The organism is Acinetobacter sp. FDAARGOS_494, from assembly GCF_003812225.1.
GTDB classification, from domain to species: domain Bacteria; phylum Pseudomonadota; class Gammaproteobacteria; order Pseudomonadales; family Moraxellaceae; genus Acinetobacter; species Acinetobacter baumannii.
In genome coordinates, this window is the sequence record NZ_CP033866.1 from 2,379,395 (window position 1) to 2,397,398 (window position 18,004).

Below are 18,004 nucleotides of genomic sequence, written 5' to 3' on the forward strand. Positions count from 1 at the left end.
AGATAAGACTATGACTGTATCTACAGCACAAATGCGTTTTTGGAGTCCTGAGGTTCGTGAATTAGAGCCGTATGTGCCAGGTGAACAACCTAAAATCCAGAATCTATTAAAGTTAAATACCAATGAAAACCCGTATCCACCATCACCAAAAGTAGTAGAAGCAGTTCAAGAGGTGTTACATGAACAAGCCGATGTGCTGCGTCTATATCCAGATCCGGATGCGACAGTGTTAAAGCAAGCAATTGCGAAACAACAGAATATTGATGTATCTCAAGTTTTTGTAGGTAACGGTTCTGATGAGGTATTGGCTCATATCTTTAAAGCATTTTTTCTTCAAGATGGACCAATCCTGTATCCGGACATCACTTATAGTTTCTATCCAGTTTATAGCCAATTTTTTGGCACAAAAACAAAAGAAATTCCTCTCAATGAGAATTTCGAAATTGATGTGCGAGATTATACCCAGCCAAATGGTGGGGTTATTATTACCAACCCAAATGCACCAACAAGTATTGCGCTCAGCTTGGCAGAAATCGAACAAGTATTACAGGCAAATCCGGACCGCGTGGTTGTGATTGATGAAGCGTATGTTGATTTTGGTGCGGAGTCAGCTGTAAGTTTGATAAACCGCTATGAAAATCTTGTGGTATGCCAAACGACTTCAAAGTCTCGTTCTTTAGCAGGCCTACGAGTCGGATTTGCGATTGCTCAGTCGCACTTGATTGCAGCACTTGAGGCTGTAAAAAATAGTTTTAATTCATATCCAATTGATCGCTTTGCTATTGCAGCAGCGGTAGCTTCTTTTGAAGACCAGGCTTATTTTGAAGAGCAGTGCCAAAAAGTTATAACAAGTCGAGAGAAACTTGTTCGTGATTTAACTGAACTTGGTTTTAACGTTTTGCCATCGAAAGCGAATTTTATTTTTGCTACGCATTCACAGCATGATGCTGGGCAACTTGCACAAAAATTACGTGAGCAGGGCATTATTGTTCGTTACTTCAATAAGCCTCGCATTAATCAGTTTTTACGTATCACGGTTGGAACTAATGAGCAAAACGCGCGTTTAGTTCAAACTTTGAAGCAAGATATTCTTTAATACTTATTCTGCTGTGCTGTTCATCAAGTTCAGCATAGCAGAGATTTTATCAAGACTTTCCTGATATTCAGCCTCAGCCTCTGAAGCAATAGTAATACCGCCGCCTGCCCAAATAGAGAGCTGGTTTTGATATTGTTGAAAACTACGAATTAAAATATTCCAGCGTCCAGTACCATCGAAATTAAAATATCCTAAAGTGCCGCAATATGCTCCCCGAGGTGCGCCTTCTAGCTCTTCAATAATTTGCATTGCCCGAATTTTAGGAGCTCCTGTAATTGAGCCTCCTGGTAAAGCAGTGAGCAACATCTGCATAGGATTAATATCATTTTTAAGTGTAGCCGTAATCTCACTCACCATATGATGAACTTGATTGAAGCTCTCAATTTCGAATAGTTTTGTTGTTTTTACCGAACCTGTATTGGCATAAATGCTCAAATCATTACGTAATAGATCAACGATCATCACATTTTCTGCTTGATCTTTTTTAGAATTTTTTAAAGTTTGTTTTGAAAGTAAATCCTGCTCTTTATTCTCATAACGAGGCATTGTACCTTTAATGGGTCTGGTTTTAATTTGCTTATTTACATTAAATTCAATAAATAATTCAGGAGAGCAACTTAACAACTCAAATTCTGTTAATTTTAAATAACCAGAATATGGTGCATTGGTTAAATTCCATAGCTCATCTGCTTTATTTAATAATGAACCAGTAAAATTCGCTTTGAATTCTTGAGTAAGGTTAATTTGATAACAATCTCCTGCCTTAATATATTCTTGTATTTTATGAAAAGCAGTTAAGTATGTATTTTTAGACCAGCGAGGATGAATATTTTGTTCTAGTTTAAAATTATTTTTTTGTAGTTTATTAGCAGGTTTATTGAGGAGATCTGAAAGATAGTTAAAAATTTCAAAAGCATTATTTTCATCGCTAAAAAAATACCATTCATTATTTATTTTTTTAATAAAAGAATAATAGGAACCTATAAATAAAGACGGTTGTTTATGTGATTGATTATTTATAAATTGATGTGCAGAAAAGTCATAACTAATAAAACCAATATATCCGCCCTTAAAACTTATTTTTTCTCTATTGCTATTTTTTAGTTCTTGAGATTGGAATTGTGTAAAATCTAAAAGATTTTCTATATAAGATGAAAACTTATATTTATTTAAATCAGTTTTAGTGAATAAAAAGTTTTGGTTATTTTGAGTGATTAAATAATTTTTTGGCAAAAAACCAATAACAGGATTGTTATCATCTTGAAGATATACAAGTCCAGTTAACTCTTCTAATTTTTTTAAAATATCAGCAGCGGAGTAATAGCTTTCTAAAGAGATTTTTTTCTTTAAATGAGACATTTTAAACATGTGAGAGTTTGGAAGAGGTGGCATAGTTTACTACAAGTTAGAGTTCAACAGGCAGTTGAGTGAAAAGACCCTAACATTTCGTGGAAAAAATAATCGAATTATCCTTCAGATTTCAGAATAGTAATAAATCTTTTTAGTCAGTTTGACGCCGTACCGTTTGTCGGGTAATTGGCAAAAAATGCATTACACTAGTTGAACAAAAATTAACGTAGCTGTAATTTAGTAATTGCTAAGCAAAACTACTCAAGGATTGGAAGTTTCGGTTGCCATAAAAGAAAAATGCAACTTGAGACAGTAAGAGTGGTTAAAGTCAAAAAATAAATGCTCTTGGGAGAGTGCTCAATGAAAATGTTCACTAAACTTGCTTTAGTTTCTTCTTTAGCTATCAGTGCAAATGCAATGGCAATGCAATCAATGGATGATGCTGCGCTCAGTGCTGCTACAGGTCAAGATGGTATTAATATTGGTATCGCTCTAGGTTCAGGCGGTATTACTATCGATAAACTATATCTACACGATAATGATGGTTTAGCAACATCAACTGGTATTACGGGTGCTTCAGGTACTGCTGGTGCAATCGCAATTAGTGGTGTCACTGTAACTCAAAAAGGTACAGGTAATCTTTTAGATTTAGCAATTGACACAAATGGTGCTTCTGGTTCAAATGGCGCTTTCTTAAACGTTGCTGCAACAGTAGGTGCGGTTGATGTACATGTAGGTTCAATTGGTGTAGGTACTTCTGGTACGTTAAATCAAACAACCGCTGTACGTGGTATTACTGAAACAGCTCCAACTGAAATTATTTCTGGCTTAGATTTATCTTTGGGCCAAATTTCTGCAAATGTTCAGTTAGGTTCAACTCCGCAAGGCGCGATGATTAAAGTGAACTCTAGTTTGCAAGGTGGTTTAACACTATCTAACTTCGGTATTAATGATGCTGCAGGTGGCGGTAAAATTGTCCTAGACAAAGTAATGGTTCGTGGTGCTGGTAATACAACTGGTGACTTGGATGTAAATGCAGATATTTCTGTAGTTCCTACAGGTTTACGTATCCAAAATAACAGTACGCAAGGTATGAATGTTTATGCACAAGGCGTACACCTAGGTGCAGCGGGTAATGCTTCAATTGGTGATTTGGAAATTCAAGGTTTAAATGTGGGTAAATCTACAATTACTATCTCTGGTCATTAATTTAAAGATTTGTAAAAAGCGCGTTTATACGCGCTTTTTTTATTTATTTTAATAAAACTAATATCTATGCTTTTCTGTTTAAATAATATTAGCTTATATAATAGGAAAGAATATAAAACATTTGAAAACGAGAATTAATTATCAGTTTATAAATGTAAAACTATGCATTCATCAAAAAGATTAAAAAAAAGCTGTTTTTTACAGAAAAAAAAGGTATCTTCAACACACAGGGATGTAGAGCTATTGCTCTAAGAATAAAATGAATAAGGCCGGTTAGGCCACCATTTAGACCAAGTGCTTATGTTAGAGATAGTTTTAGGCTCAGCATTGATGTATTACTTTGCGACAGAAGCCTTTGAAATAGAAAAAAAGCCGCCGGGAACTGTTTATTATACAGAGACTGCCGATTCGCGTAATTTATCATTTCATCGAAATCATATTGAACCAGTTACTATAAAACCAGCTGTTGAAGACCAGTTTCGTGGTATTGTTCGGCAAGCCTACGATTATAGTTGTGGATCTGCTGCGCTTACGACTTTATTAAACGGCTATGTTGGAACAAGTTTAACTGAACAGCAAACAATGAGTGGTTTGCTGCAGTATGGCGAATATCAACGTATTATTGAGCGACGAAGTTTCTCATTACTTGATATGAAACGCTTTGTCACAGCAATTGGTTTAGAAAGCGGTGGTTATCGAGGTGAGTTTTCTGATTTAGTCAAACTGGGGCAGCCAGCAATTGTGCCTATTTCATATGCTGGTTTTAAACATTTTGTCGTATATAAAGCTTATAAAGATGGAAGAGTATACGTAGCTGACCCTGCTTTAGGGAATATCAGTTTTGATGAGGGGCGTTTTAAAGAAATTTGGGATAATAATACTTTATTTGTTATTTCTGTTCCTGCATCACAGCGTAAAGATTTATTGGCGTTAAAAGATGCAGATATGCGCCATGTGGAAGATGCAACGGTTAATAGATATGCTTTTGTTGATGTGCAATATCCAGCGTTTAATTATGACCGTTTAGCAAACAAAGCATCAACTATGAGGCGTGTCTTGGATAACGATAATCATTCTGCGACTTATGGACAGCCGATAGAAACCTATATGCGGCTTTATTACAAGCGTAAATAGTCAAATTTAAAGTTAGTAAAATAAATAAATTGGGTGGGAAAAACATGAATAATCGATGGATAAAGATGAGTGTGTTGGCTTTAAGTATGAGTGCCATTACAGGGACAATTTATGCCGAAGATCAAGTGCAATCAACGCAAGTATCCGATTCTAATCAGTCTGTAGAAGCAAATGAAAACTCTGGTGCTTCAGATACTGCTAGTTCTAGTGAGGCTACAACAGATAGTACTACACAAACATCTAATGTCTCTGAAACTAATAATGTAGTTCCAGCATCTAATAGTGAGGCACATCAAGCAGCAAGTGCACTACAGAAAAAAGAAGGTGATGCTAGCCAGGAGACAAATTTACAAGAGGTATTTACTTCAAATGAGCGCCAATATTCTTTGATTAAGAAGGGTGTAATTTCTTCTTATTATGATCTTGACTACACTTATTATCGTGATACTCGTATTGATTTAGCCTTATCGGATAATTCCTCTCAGCTCAACCGTTTACGTGTTGAGGAAGATGCAAACCATACATTAACAAATAGTTTTACTTTGCAATATGGGGTATTAGATAACTTAACTTTATCCGCAACTCTTCCTTTTGTAGCAAAGTCTGAAATTATTCGTGATACAACAACTGCAGGATTGGGAGATATTTCATTTGGTGCACGTTGGGAGCCGTTTCCTTTAAAACAAGGTCGTTTACCTTTGGTTCTTTTTGGTAGCCTGTCAACGAAGACTGGCGATAGTCCTTATGAGATTGGTTTAGATGAATTGTCAACGGGTAAAGGTTATTACTCAGTTGGTGTGGGAGCAAGTACCCGTAAATATATTGATCCAGTCGTTCTCTTTGCTTCTGCTTCTGCCAATTACGGCTTTAAAGAAAGTGGCCTTAATCAAGCCCGAGGTTCGCGTACATTAACTTCATTTGATCCAGGGATTAGCGGTGGCTTTTCTTTTGGTTTCGCTTACTCATTTAACTATGATGTGTCTTTAACCATGTCATATCAGCAAAGTTTCAATATGGATGCCGAATTCCAGTTTGAAAATGGAGAAAGCTATAAATCACCTGATCAAAGTAGTGCGATGTTGTCTTTTGCTTTAGGTGTTCGGGTTTCACCTGAAACGATTGTTAACGGTACCGTTGGTATTGGTTTAACCGAAGATGCGCCAGATATTTCACTTGGTTTGTCATTCCCGTTAGATATTTTAGGTTTTAATAAAAAACAACTCTGTACACGACAAAAATAGATAACTCATTGAAATAATGTCACAATAATTGTTTTCTAACGACGAATACTATGACACATCTCAATGAGTTATATCTTATCTTAAACAAATCTCTAAAATGGAACAAGTCACATTTAAAGTGCTTTGCGCTCATCATGCTTGTGATTATTTTAAAGCAAACATGTAATCTTTCTTCTGCATCTAAAGCCTTGCCCATCAAGTGTTTACCACAATCATTTTATCGACGTATGCAGCGCTTCTTTGCAGGTCAGTATTTTGATTATCGTCAAATTTCTCAGTTGATTTTCAATATGTTTTCATTCGACCAAGTGCAACTGACTTTAGATAGAACCAATTGGAAATGGGGAAAACGAAATATTAATATCCTGATGCTCGCAATCGTTTATCGTGGAATAGCGATACCTATCCTTTGGACATTGCTTAATAAACGTGGAAATTCAGATACGAAAGAGCGTATTGCTTTGATTCAACGCTTTATAGCCATTTTTGGTAAAGACCGTATTGTGAATGTGTTCGCAGACAGAGAGTTTATCGGTGAGCAGTGGTTTACATGGTTAATTGAACAAGACATCAACTTCTGCATTCGTGTTAAAAAAACTTCATTGTCACCAATCATTTAGGAAAGAATCATAAAATTAGTGATTTATTTCGCCATCTTAAAGTTGGTCAAATTGAATGTCGTAAACGACGGATTTTGGTTGGTCGGGTGAAACTATATATAAGTGCACTACAGTTAGAAAATGGAGAGCTTTTACTCGTCGTTTCTCCTCAGTTTAATGCCAATGCTATTCAGGATTATGCATTACGCTGGGAAATTGAAACCTTATTCAGTTGTCTCAAAGGACGCGGGTTTAATCTTGAAAATACGCGCTTGACAGACCCTAGACGAGTGAAAAAATTGATTGCGGTGTTAGCTATAAGCTTCTGTTGGTGTTACTTAACGGGTGAATGGCAACATAATCAAAAAAAAGCGATAAAAATAAAGAAGCATGGACGACTCTCAATGAGTTTATTTCGCTATGGTTTAGACTATGTTCAAATGGCGATTCAGCGTTTAATTGGTTTTGGGAAAAAAGAAGAGTTTAAGGAAATTTTGGCAATTTTAAGAAAGCAGAATCCTGATAGGATAAGGGTTCTGTGAAATTTGTCGTGTACAGAGAAAAAACAAAAATAAGGAGATATGCAGGTGAAATATCCTAAATTATGTCCTTTAACGGCGGCAATTGTTATCTCCGGTTTTTCTAGCTTTGCCAATGCTCAATTAGGACAAAACTTAGCTGTTGATATCCGCTCACTATCGATGGGGAATGCTGTAACTGCAGACCCTCCAGGTATTAGTGCAGTCCATTTTAACCCTGCAGCTTTAGCAAAAATTGATGGGCTGCAAACAGATGTGCAGGGGATTCTTGCTAACTTCGATATTCAACGTGAGTTCTCCGCTCCACCTGGTTATAACATTTTTGGTTATTCCGATGACCCACTTGTTTGTAATGATGGTCCTGAGGTTTCAGCTAATATTTGTACAGATTTTAAAGGATCAGTACATGGTGATGTTGAATATGCAAGTTTATATGTACCAATTCTTAAAAAGATGGTTGATCTTGGGGCGGGTTATCCACTAGTTGCCCCTACAGCCGGAATTGCCTATAAGCCACCAGGATCAAAAGTCACCTATGCTACAGCTATGTATGCACCATTAGTCGCAGGTTTCGGAGCTGAAAATGGTAATCCAGGCAACTACATGGGACAGCAAGTTGCAGTTGAGCGGATCACTTATTTATCGCCATCTTTTGGTTATCAGGTAAATGATCATTTATCTATTGGTGCTTCCGTAGGGATGTCCTATAACGCAATCGCACTGAAAACTGATCTACGTTTTCCTAATGAAATGATTGGTGTTTTACGTATGGTCGATGATGTGGTGTGCGCACCCTTCAAAGATAATAACGATATGATTACTGATTTGTTGTTATTAGGAATTTGTAATGCTAAAGAAGGAATGAACCCATTTAATAAAATGGGTGCCTTACAAGTTTCTTTAGAACAATCATTAAGTCCAAGCTATAACTTGGGATTGCTATGGGAACCAACAGACGATTTTGGTTTTGGTATGGTATATCAAAGTGCAGCCAAGATGCGTCTAAAAGGTAAATATATGATTGATAATGCCAAAGCACCTCAAGAGCTAGTACGTGGCCTGAATTCTTCTGCAACAGGCCAAATTTTAGCTGCTATTCTTGGCTTACCCGGTTATGTTCCTGATATTGAGTCCGGTTTGGTTGCAATGGATCTTGAATACCCAGCACATTTTCAAGCGGGTATTAAATATAAAATATTGCCAGATTTACAATTAAATTTAGATGTTGGATGGACTGATTATTCGGCATGGAATAAATTTAAATTTGAGTTTGACCGCCAAATCACCTTATTAAAAGTTGCTAAACTTTTATCTAATGACGTTACTGATAATTCTTTAGCATTACCATTAAAATTTACATCGCCGTGGAGTTGGGGGATTGGCCTTGAATATTCAGCAACTGATCGTTTGAAATTACGAGCTGGTTATGAGCCTCGTGCCAGTTCAATACCTAATGACAAACGCAATACCATGGTTCCAATTAATAACGCACAATTATTTGGTCTTGGTGTAGGTTATCGTTTTGATGCAGATACAGATCTAGATCTTTCAGTAGGGTTCCTTCGTAGTCGTGACAACATCCCAGCTTGTACGAGTACTTTATCGAATAAATGTGGTGTCGATAATATTTTATTAAACCCTTATTCTGGCTTAGATGTAAAAACGAATACAAAAGTTACAGTACTTGGTTTGAGCTATAGAACAAAATGGTAAAACAATATAAAGGGATATTTCGACCTAAAGTCGCTATCACAACTTTATGCGTTGCGATAGCCAGTATTTCTGTATCTTATGCAGACGGTTTTTATACAATTATTGGGCCAGATGGGCGGCCTATGATTGTACCGAGTAAAAGAATTGATCAGAAAAAACAACCTATCCCTAAAATAGAGGAAAGAAAACCACAAACTCAGCAGAATCCACTAATAGTAGATTCTGTACAAAAAACATCTAAAGAAAAAGAACAAATTAAAAATTCACCGAAAAAACTGGAACAACATGTCCAAGAAAAATTAAATACTGCACCGACTGCACCGACTGCACCGACTGCACCGACTGCACCGACTGCACCGACTGCACCGCAAAAAACTCAGAAAAATACAAAAACTGTTTCAGTAGTCAGTGATGATTTAAAAACATCCCCAGAAAAAAATAAAATTATTGAGAGCGGAAATGCCCCTTCAGTATCTAATAATGAATGGCAAAAAAAGTTAGTTCTCGTTCCTCCACCAATAAAGAGTACATCTCAAGCTGCACCATCCTCCGATTCTTCACTCGATAAATCTAAATTTACAACTATTGATGGCGTAGAGTATGTAAATAATGAATATCTTGAAGATCAAGAATTTAACCTTGAAGGTAAAAAGCGGTTTTACCTTATGCCTGATGGTTTGGGGCGCACTGAATCAGTAGAGCGGAAAAAGGGTGTAAGTCGATCAACTTTAGATCAGCTTTTCAATCGACAAACTCAAGACCAAGACTCTACTGTTGTTTTAGCACCAACGTATATGCGTTTGTCTTCACAAGAGCTAGAAGCAGCTTTTGAACAAGATAAGTGCTTTATTAAAGATTATAAAAAATCAATTAAAACGCTTAGCATAAATAAGGAAGTAAACTTATGGCCACGGAAGCCATTGAAAGAAAAGTTTGAATATGAGTTGGTACAGTTAAATCCTTCTGTTCAGCATTTAAAAGTTATATCTTTTGCTTCTAGTAATGAGAAGCCTCTATATTATTGGCCACTCGTTGTATTTTTGGATGATAAAGGCTGTATTTTGGAAGGAGTGAGCGGGTTTAAAAGCAAATCTTATCCTTCGACTATGTTACAGCATGCATCGATTCAAGGAGTTTTAAAAGTACCGCCTTCAGCACATTATATTATGATGACGCCTTTATCTTCTGCCGTGGATGTTACAGAAAAAGAGTTAACAAATCAGGGACAAATTCAAATTTCGGTATTACGTTAAAAATAAGTAGGGTAGCTAAATGAATAAAAAAATTTTATGGCCTTTTGCTCTTACCACAATTGCATTGATGTTAAATGGTTGTGGTGGAGGAAGTTCGACAATTAATGAAGATCCAAATTCTGGTACTAATAACGGAAACTTAACTTCTGGCAGTTGTACACCAACTACTAGTGATAATGGTGCAGAAGATTCAACTTGTTTGCAATTTGCTTTAGATTATCCAATAGCGGGTATCAATTTTGATTGTAGTTCTGCCACAAATTTTCATTATGCGACTAAAATTTCAGGAAATGCTGTAATAGGATCCTGTAAGGTTGGTGATACAGCACGTTTTTATATTCAAAGTAAAGATAATAAAAAGGTTTTTTTAGGAAATGTTAATCTTGATACGATTGGGAAATTTACTGCCGTTAATGGTAAGTCTAAAGAGATCAATCCGATATATTTAAGAGTGTTGGATTTAGCAAGTGGTATTACAGGTAAAGCACCAACAACATTAGATAAAAATGATGAAACAATTAAAGTGGCGATTGCTTTAATAAAAATCTTCCAAAGCATTGGTGTAGAAAATGGTGATAATCTCATCGGTGATATACAACCCACTCAACTTACAGATATAAAGAAAGATCAACTTACTAAAATTTCTCAGAGCGTAACTGCTACAGAGTTCCAAAACGGAGCTTATGCAAGTATTTTGAAACCGTGGTTAGATGTAAATCAAATTTCTGATGATGATGCATATAAACTTTTAGTACAAACGACTAATTTAAGTAATGCTGGTGTTTTCCAATCATTCAATTTATTTATTAACTCAACAATCCTTCAAAATTATCAAGTGTTTAATGGTTGCAATAGAAGTACTCAGGAAGAATGCTTGAATAATACAATTAACTTACGTCATTCAACAGATGATCTTTATTTATTATCGGACCGTCAAGGTTATACGTTGGGCTATGGTTTACAGTGGAAGGGAAGTGCCATTGTAATAGATAACAAAGTACAAAATCCGTATTTGTTAACTACAAAAGTTAAACCAGCTAAACTCAATGTAAATGCACAAAATAATTGGTTAAATCCTGTTAGTCGAGAAATTCAGTCAACTACACCACTCCGTTTGAGTTTTTCAAATAATCCAAACGAAGATCTACAGATTTATCAAGGAAAATTCTTTAATGATTATGGAGTGGCGGGTACAGAAGCATTCTATAAGTATTTGACGAAGCTAAGTACAGGTAATCCACAACACTATGGTCTCTGGCGCCAAAATGTTGATGGTGATAACTACAATGGGGTATTGAGTATTATTAAAAGTAATCCTATTAGTTATCTAGAGAGAAATGTTTTTAAAACATCAGGGAATGTAAAGACAGGAGAAAAATATATTTTCCCTCTTTACGCTACTTTAACATTTAATTTCTCAGATACCACTATCCAACCTGTAAATTTAGGTATTGTGATTGATGAGCATGGTGATATTCGTACTGATATCAAACCTAATTCGACAACAACGGATATGTCTGGTCAATGTGCTACGGTATCAGATGCAAGTTTAATTGATAACAATGGTATGCAACAATATCGAATTGGTACCACAGCAGCGACATTTAATGATCCTTTAAATGGTGATCAATCTGTTTATGTTCGTATGATTTTATCTAATCCAAAATTTGCAAATATTGATGGTGTGATGGTTGGGGTAACTTTTGTAGGCGTTTCTCCGGGGCCTGCGAAATTGAATCTATTTAATTTATTGGCAAATAAGGTGGATAGTACAAGCATTAATTTTGATAATAATACGGCTTGGTTTAATCAACATGCGGCAGCTCAAGAAAGCTATAATATGCTTAAGGATGTGCCTGCTCCAACCGCTGCGGATAAAGCTTTGGCTCAACGTAAATTTGGTACAGTAACAATTAAACTTGCCGATCAATCTATTCCAGCTTGTAAAGCAATTAAAACTAAGTCTTAACATATTCAACAAATAAAAAAGACCGCAAAAGCGGTCTTTTTTATTATTTAATTGATTAGCCTGTATGGTCTAAACGAGTTCCTAACGTCTCTAGATGTGTTGGAAAAACTTGTTGTTTACGGTCTTCAAAATAATGTCTTAATGTGTGTTCAACACTAGGAAAGGCAAGTTCACCCCATGGGATTTCATGTTCTTCAAACAGTCGACATTCGATACTTTCTTCTCCAGCACCGAAAATGCCATCTTTCAGCTGTGCTTTGAACAACACATAAATTTGCCCAATACGGGGAATATTGTACATGCAATAAAGTTGTTCTATTTCAATCTCGGCTTCTGCCTCTTCACGAGTTTCACGCGCCGCACCTTGTTCCATAGTTTCGAATAATTCCATATAACCCGCAGGCAAAGTCCATAAGCCATAACGAGGTTCAATCGCGCGACGACAAAGTAGTACTTTGTCTTCCCATAACGCTAAGGCACCGCAGATTACTTTGGGGTTTTCATAGTGAATATTTCCACAATGAGTACAAACACGGCGTACTTTATGATCACCTAAAGGAATTTTTTGTTCGGTTTTATGCCCACACGCTACACAGAAACTCATAATTATCATCGAGTATAGAGATGCCTCAGCATAACTGAATTTTTAGACTTACGCATCAACTCTATTCCCTAAGTTTGATTTTCAGATATGATGCAAAGAGAGACAGAATAATAGGTGAATGGTATGGAAGAGCACTTGCTAACACAAAAGTTACAGCAAAGATTGCGCTTTTCCACCCGCATACAAGAAGCACAAGCTGCGGTACTTATTGCGATTACGAATGAAAATAATCCTAAGGTACTGCTTACACGCCGTTCAATACATATGAACAACCATGCGGGGGAAGTTTCTTTTCCTGGTGGCAAGCGTGACCCTAGTGATACTAGTAATATTGTTGTAGCGCTAAGAGAAGCCCAAGAAGAGACGGCTTTAAATCCGTTTGATGTGCAGTTGTTAGGCGATTTGCCGATGCAACGTGCAAGAAGTGGCTTGTCTGTAAAACCGATTGTTGGGCTTATTCCTCCTGAGGTAACTTTAATTCCTCAGCCCACCGAAATTGATCGAATTTTCTTTGTGCCTTTACAGCAACTTATAGAGACGCGTCCGACGCCATATGAAGTGCGATATGCTCATCAATCTTTATACTTCCCAAGCTTGCAGATTGATAATGAAATTATTTGGGGGCTCACAGCGCGAATGTTAATTGCCTTATTTAAATATGGTTTAGGCTACCAAAAAGAATGGCCATTTCTACTGAATGCACCAACGTTTGGAATGCCAAAATTTTCTCATAAAAAATAAAGATCAGGACTGATAAATTATGATGTATAGCTATCAAGGGCAGCATCCAAAAGCCTTACATGAGCCATGGGATGGCTGGGTTGCTCCAACCGCAACGCTTATTGGACAAGTAGAACTAGGCCGTCAGGTCAGTATTTGGTTTGGTGCTGTAGTACGTGCCGATAATTGTGTCGTTCGGATTGGTAATTTTTCTAATATTCAAGAAAATTCGGTATTACATACTGATGCGGGCCTTGAGCTAAATATTGGCGAATATGTCACCGTTGGTCATAAAGTCATGTTGCATGGTTGTACAATTGGCGATAACAGTTTGATTGGTATGAACGCCGTCATTTTAAATCGAGCTGTGATTGGTAAGAACTGTATTATTGGTGCTAATGCTTTAATACCGGAAGGTAAAGTGATTCCAGATAACTCAGTGGTAATGGGCTCACCTGGAAAAATTGTAAAAACTTTAGATGAAGAAGGCGCAGCAAAAATACGCTTGAGCGCACTACATTATGCTGAACACTTTAAAAGCTATACCGATTTGAAAGAATTCCACTTTTAAAATTTTAGCGAGATATTTTCTATGCCAAGCACCAGCTTGGCATTTTTATTTAGATAGGAACAACTCGCCTATCAGAGCCGAGTGGGGTATCATAACTTCCGTTTTTAATCTGATTGAATACTAAGGTTGTGCATGAAACTGCTGGCGTTGGAAACTGCAAACGAGCAATGTTCCATTTCATTAATCGATGAAACCCAAGAACTCTTTTTCCAACTCGATACGCGAGCGAAAGCACAAACCCAGACCATTTTGCCAATGATTGAGCAAGGGTTACAGCAAACCGGACTTGACGTAGCTGGTTTAGATGCAATTGCCTTTAGTCGAGGGCCCGGTTCTTTTAGTGGTGTTCGAATTAATGCTGCTGTTGCTCAGGCTTTAGCTTGGTCACAAGATTTACCTGTGGTTCCCGTTTCTACCTTACAAGCTCTCGCACAAGCAGCTTACCGACTTGAAGGTTTAGAACAGGTGACTGCGGTACTCGATGCACGTATGAATGAAGTTTACATTGCAAGTTTTGTTCTAGATGAGCGAGGCATCATGCAGTGTATAGATGAAGAAAAATTAATGAACTACGAGCAAGCGGCTGCCTATGCAAAGCATTGCTTAATCGGTTCGGGTGCTAAGCTTCTTCAAACTGATGCAGAATATCAAACAATCACTGCCACTGCACAAGACATTGCTTCGATTGCACGTGTGTATGCAGCGCAAAAGCAGTGGGTTGATGCTGAACATGCTTTACCGGTTTACTTACGTGATGATGCATGGAAAAAAATTGCGGATCAGGGCAAAACAAATTAAAGGCACTGCGCATGCACATATATTTTGAAGTAGATTTTCAAGAACAAGCACAGCACTACCAAGCTGTGCTTTATTCTAGAGGCGTGACTGTCGATTTACAGCCTATTGAAAAACTTAATGCCCGTTTTTTACGTTTAAATCCTGACTTGGCTCTTTGTGTAGATGAAAACGGACTTTGGTTATCTGCTAATGGCATGAAAATGCAGCCTGACTGGAAAGCTGAAATTCCGCGTTTAAAACGAGCAAGTCTTAAATCGGAAATGATTGCTCGTGCTTGTCAGTTAGGTGAAAAGCCAGTACTAGTCGATGCTACAGCGGGCTTAGGTCATGACAGCTTACTTATGGCTTATCTAGGTGCCCAAATCCAGCTCGTTGAGCGTCATCCGATTTTATTTACTTTACTTGAGGATTCAAAAGCTCAGGCACAGCGTGATCCATTTTTAAGTCAATTTATGGATCGTATTCAACTGCTCTTCGCCGACTCTGCAAGCTATTTACAGCAATTAGATCAAGAAGCAAAAACAGTTGATGTGGTCTACCTTGACCCGATGTTCCCACAGCGCGATCAAAATCAACAAGCAATTAAAAAACAAGCCCAAGTCAAAAAGCAGATGCAGCTTTTGCATTTACTTTTACCCGAAGATGGAGAAATGGATTTGGGTGATCATTTGCTTGAGCTAGCCAAAAAAGTTGCAAAGCGAGTGATTGTAAAACGTCCACGACATGCTATTTTTTTAGCAAATCAAGAACCAGCCCATCAGTGGCAGGGGGATGCTTGTCGTTTTGATGCTTACTTTCAGTAAGCTTATGTAAGGTTAAGTTTTATTGCTTGAATAATGTACAAATATATGTGATATAGTTCAAAAGCATGATTGCTAAAATTCTTAGCAGGCATACACTTATGGTGCCTGACAAAAACGAAATTTTTGAAACCTTTTTATGATTGATCTCAAACCTTCCATTAACTTTTGGCATGATTTTAAAAGTAACCAGCTTGCCGGAATGTGGTTATTTTTGGGGTCAAGACGTTCCTTACAGATCGTACATCCCTCTATTCTTCAGCTCATTGTTTGGGGAGTATTAGGTGGGTGTACCAACTCACTTTATAGTTGGCTTGTTGCCGGTCAAATTGGCGACTTCAACTCACAAGGTCTAATAGGATACGCACTTTGGCCTTTTATTGCGCTTATTGTTGGTATTTTCTTATCACAGCGTATTAATCAGCCGCGTTTAATGTTGGTTCCAGCCTTATTGTGGTTGGTTTTAGATACCAATATTTTATTAATACAGTGTTTAATTCAATATTTGGGATCTAATGGTTATCTAAACTTTATTCCGGATGCTATTTATAACGGTATTTTACCTGGTTTGTTTGTAGCACTTTTTGTGTGGCAAAGTTTGGCGGTCATTTGGGTGTTCTCACGTGAGCTTAAGTGGCCTTGGTGGGAGCGGGCATTGGTTATGGTTGCGACCATTGCGACCATGGTGGTTTGGCAACTTTCAGTAAAAGATCAGCCTATTTGGAAAGTGGAAGATTCTCCACCTACTTTTGCCGAAGATGCTTTTTATGCACAAAGTAAATTACTTCATGATGCTTTAGAGCAAGTTCAATATGGTGAGTTAGCTAAAAGTCATTGGTATTTCTTGGGTGTTGCAGGCGATAGTTATCAAGACGTTTTTAAATCGGAAGTGGTTCGTATTAAAGAACAATTTGATACGCGTTTTGGTACAGTCGGGCGTTCAATGATGCTGGTCAATAATCCGGATACCCGAACTGAAATCCCGATTGCATCTAAAACCAGTATAGAGTTGGCCTTACGCCGTATGGGCCAGCAAATGAACCGTGATAGTGATGTGTTATTTTTATATATGACATCGCACGGTGAACAAAACCATTTTGAAATTGAAAATGCACCTCTAGATTTGGGGCAAGTCGATCCGAAATGGTTACGTGAAACGCTCGATAAAGCGGGGATACGTTGGCGTGTGATTGTCATTTCTGCTTGTTACTCAGGAAGTTTTATTCCGGCGTTACAGTCACCTGATACTTTAATTATTACGGCATCTGCTGCGGATAAAACTTCGTTCGGTTGTAATAACGAAGCTGATTATACTTATTTTGGACGAGCTTTCTTTGATTTGGCGATGCGAGAGCAGTCTTCTATGAAAGATTCGTTTAATGCTGCTAAGCAAACCGTAACCAAATGGGAAGTAGCTCAAGGTGTAGAACCTTCAGAGCCACAATGGATGATTGGTAAGAATATGGAACTTATGCTACCTCAGTTGGAAAAATATCTTTTTCCTCAACCAAATACAGGTAGTGTAAATATTGCTCAGACACAAACAGAGGCTAAAAACGATGCAACTCCTGCAAAAAAACCGCTGCTTTGAAGGTGAGCAGCGCATTTATCAGTTTGATTCTCAATTATTAAAAGGCTCTACTAAGTTTGGGGTGTATTTGTCACCTGCTGCTTTAGAAGGCAAACCTTGCTCAACTTTGTTTTACTTAGCGGGTTTAACATGTACTGAAGAAACTTTTGCCATTAAGGCACATGCACAGCATATGGCTGCCCAGCTTAGTCTTATACTGATTACACCTGATACTTCACCTCGTGGTGAACAAGTTGCAGTAGGTGACAATTGGGATTTAGGTCAAGGCGCAGGCTTTTATATTAATGCGACGCAAGCGCCTTGGTCTGAGCATTATCAGATGGAAAGCTATTTAATCGATGAGTTATATCCACTTATTTTAAAAAGTTTTCCAGTCAATGCTCAACAAGTCGGTATTTTTGGACATTCGATGGGGGGACATGGCGCCTTAACTTTAGCTTTTAAATATCCTGAGAAGTTTAAGTCAGTGTCTGCATTTGCACCGATTTGCGCGCCAACTGAATGTGCATGGGGTGAAAAAGCATTTAGCCATTATTTAGGTACAGATCGTGAGAGCTGGTTGGCTCATGATGCCACGGCTTTAGTCTCAAAAAATGGTGCGGTATTTAATGAAATTTTGGTGGATCAGGGGTTAGATGACCAATTTTATGAACAACTTCACCCTGAAAAATTTAAGCAAGCATGTTTAAAGGCAGGACAGCCTTTAACTTTAAGACAACATGCTGGCTATGATCATGGCTATTATTTTATCCAGACTTTTATGGATGAGCATTTGCAGTTCCATGCAATCCAGTTAGAAAAGGTATCTGGTTAATTA

16 protein-coding genes are annotated in these 18,004 nt (G+C 37.5%); 14 read left to right on the top strand and 2 right to left on the bottom strand.

The window, feature by feature from the left end; all coding sequences use genetic code 11:
• The first annotated feature begins 10 nt into the window (after positions 1-10).
• Positions 11-1,096, top strand: coding sequence for a histidinol-phosphate transaminase (gene hisC / locus EG365_RS11500; protein ID WP_000218892.1), 1,086 nt, complete (start codon positions 11-13; stop codon positions 1,094-1,096).
• A 3-nt stretch (positions 1,097-1,099) separates the two neighbouring features.
• On the opposite strand, the gene EG365_RS11505 is transcribed toward hisC, so the two are convergent.
• On the bottom strand, positions 1,100-2,488 hold the full coding sequence (locus tag EG365_RS11505; RefSeq protein ID WP_001134889.1) for an anthranilate synthase component I family protein: 1,389 nt from the start codon (positions 2,486-2,488) through the stop codon (positions 1,100-1,102).
• Between the two features lie 318 nt (positions 2,489-2,806).
• On the opposite strand from EG365_RS11505, the gene EG365_RS11510 reads away from it, so the two are divergent.
• The 7 genes from EG365_RS11510 (at position 2,807) to EG365_RS11545 (ending at position 12,103) form a co-directional block, all read left to right on the top strand.
• Entirely contained in the window at positions 2,807-3,655 is an 849-nt protein-coding gene (locus EG365_RS11510; RefSeq protein ID WP_000781580.1) for a DUF6160 family protein, read from the top strand.
• 300 nt (positions 3,656-3,955) lie between these two features.
• Positions 3,956-4,789 carry a C39 family peptidase gene (locus EG365_RS11515; RefSeq protein ID WP_000890111.1) on the top strand — a complete coding sequence of 278 codons (834 nt, stop codon included), beginning with the start codon at positions 3,956-3,958 and terminating at the stop codon, positions 4,787-4,789.
• A 44-nt stretch (positions 4,790-4,833) separates the two neighbouring features.
• Positions 4,834-6,030 carry a hypothetical protein gene (locus EG365_RS11520; RefSeq protein WP_212811543.1) on the top strand — a complete coding sequence of 399 codons (1,197 nt, stop codon included), beginning with the start codon at positions 4,834-4,836 and terminating at the stop codon, positions 6,028-6,030.
• Between the two features lie 50 nt (positions 6,031-6,080).
• A protein-coding gene (locus EG365_RS11525; protein ID WP_085940648.1) for an IS4-like element ISAba1 family transposase occupies positions 6,081-7,171 on the top strand; the annotation gives its coding sequence in 2 pieces (ribosomal slippage) (positions 6,081-6,621 and positions 6,621-7,171; 1,092 coding nt in all).
• A gap of 45 nt (positions 7,172-7,216) precedes the next feature.
• The gene (locus EG365_RS11535; RefSeq protein ID WP_002023213.1) at positions 7,217-8,881 is read left to right on the top strand and encodes an OmpP1/FadL family transporter; all 1,665 of its coding nucleotides are present in this window, start codon (positions 7,217-7,219) and stop codon (positions 8,879-8,881) included.
• A complete protein-coding gene (gene filE / locus EG365_RS11540) occupies positions 8,875-10,134 on the top strand; it encodes a putative pilus assembly protein FilE (protein ID WP_000240744.1) in 1,260 nt (419 codons plus the stop codon). The genes EG365_RS11535 and filE overlap by 7 nt, the downstream gene beginning before the upstream one ends.
• A 19-nt stretch (positions 10,135-10,153) precedes the next feature.
• Complete coding sequence (locus EG365_RS11545) at positions 10,154-12,103, top strand: hypothetical protein (protein ID WP_001035103.1); 1,950 nt, start codon at positions 10,154-10,156, stop codon at positions 12,101-12,103.
• A 55-nt stretch (positions 12,104-12,158) separates the two neighbouring features.
• On the opposite strand, the gene EG365_RS11550 is transcribed toward EG365_RS11545, so the two are convergent.
• Positions 12,159-12,707: an NUDIX hydrolase gene (locus EG365_RS11550; RefSeq protein ID WP_000006663.1), complete on the bottom strand. Its 549-nt coding sequence runs from the start codon at positions 12,705-12,707 to the stop codon at positions 12,159-12,161.
• A 114-nt stretch (positions 12,708-12,821) separates the two neighbouring features.
• On the opposite strand from EG365_RS11550, the gene EG365_RS11555 reads away from it, so the two are divergent.
• From EG365_RS11555 to fghA, 6 genes are all read left to right on the top strand, one after another.
• The gene (locus EG365_RS11555) at positions 12,822-13,448 is read left to right on the top strand and encodes a CoA pyrophosphatase (protein WP_002000136.1); all 627 of its coding nucleotides are present in this window, start codon (positions 12,822-12,824) and stop codon (positions 13,446-13,448) included.
• 22 nt (positions 13,449-13,470) lie between these two features.
• Positions 13,471-13,998 carry a gamma carbonic anhydrase family protein gene (locus tag EG365_RS11560; protein WP_002000137.1) on the top strand — a complete coding sequence of 176 codons (528 nt, stop codon included), beginning with the start codon at positions 13,471-13,473 and terminating at the stop codon, positions 13,996-13,998.
• Positions 13,999-14,130: 132 nt separating this feature from the next.
• Positions 14,131-14,796 carry a tRNA (adenosine(37)-N6)-threonylcarbamoyltransferase complex dimerization subunit type 1 TsaB gene (tsaB, locus tag EG365_RS11565; RefSeq protein ID WP_000770261.1) on the top strand — a complete coding sequence of 222 codons (666 nt, stop codon included), beginning with the start codon at positions 14,131-14,133 and terminating at the stop codon, positions 14,794-14,796.
• Positions 14,797-14,807: 11 nt separating this feature from the next.
• Positions 14,808-15,599: a class I SAM-dependent methyltransferase gene (locus EG365_RS11570; protein WP_000548447.1), complete on the top strand. Its 792-nt coding sequence runs from the start codon at positions 14,808-14,810 to the stop codon at positions 15,597-15,599.
• A gap of 136 nt (positions 15,600-15,735) precedes the next feature.
• On the top strand, positions 15,736-17,187 hold the full coding sequence (locus EG365_RS11575; RefSeq protein WP_000566255.1) for a C13 family peptidase: 1,452 nt from the start codon (positions 15,736-15,738) through the stop codon (positions 17,185-17,187).
• Positions 17,156-18,001 carry an S-formylglutathione hydrolase gene (gene fghA, locus EG365_RS11580; protein ID WP_001176409.1) on the top strand — a complete coding sequence of 282 codons (846 nt, stop codon included), beginning with the start codon at positions 17,156-17,158 and terminating at the stop codon, positions 17,999-18,001. Before EG365_RS11575 ends, fghA begins: the two co-directional genes overlap by 32 nt.
• Positions 18,002-18,004 lie beyond the last annotated feature (3 nt).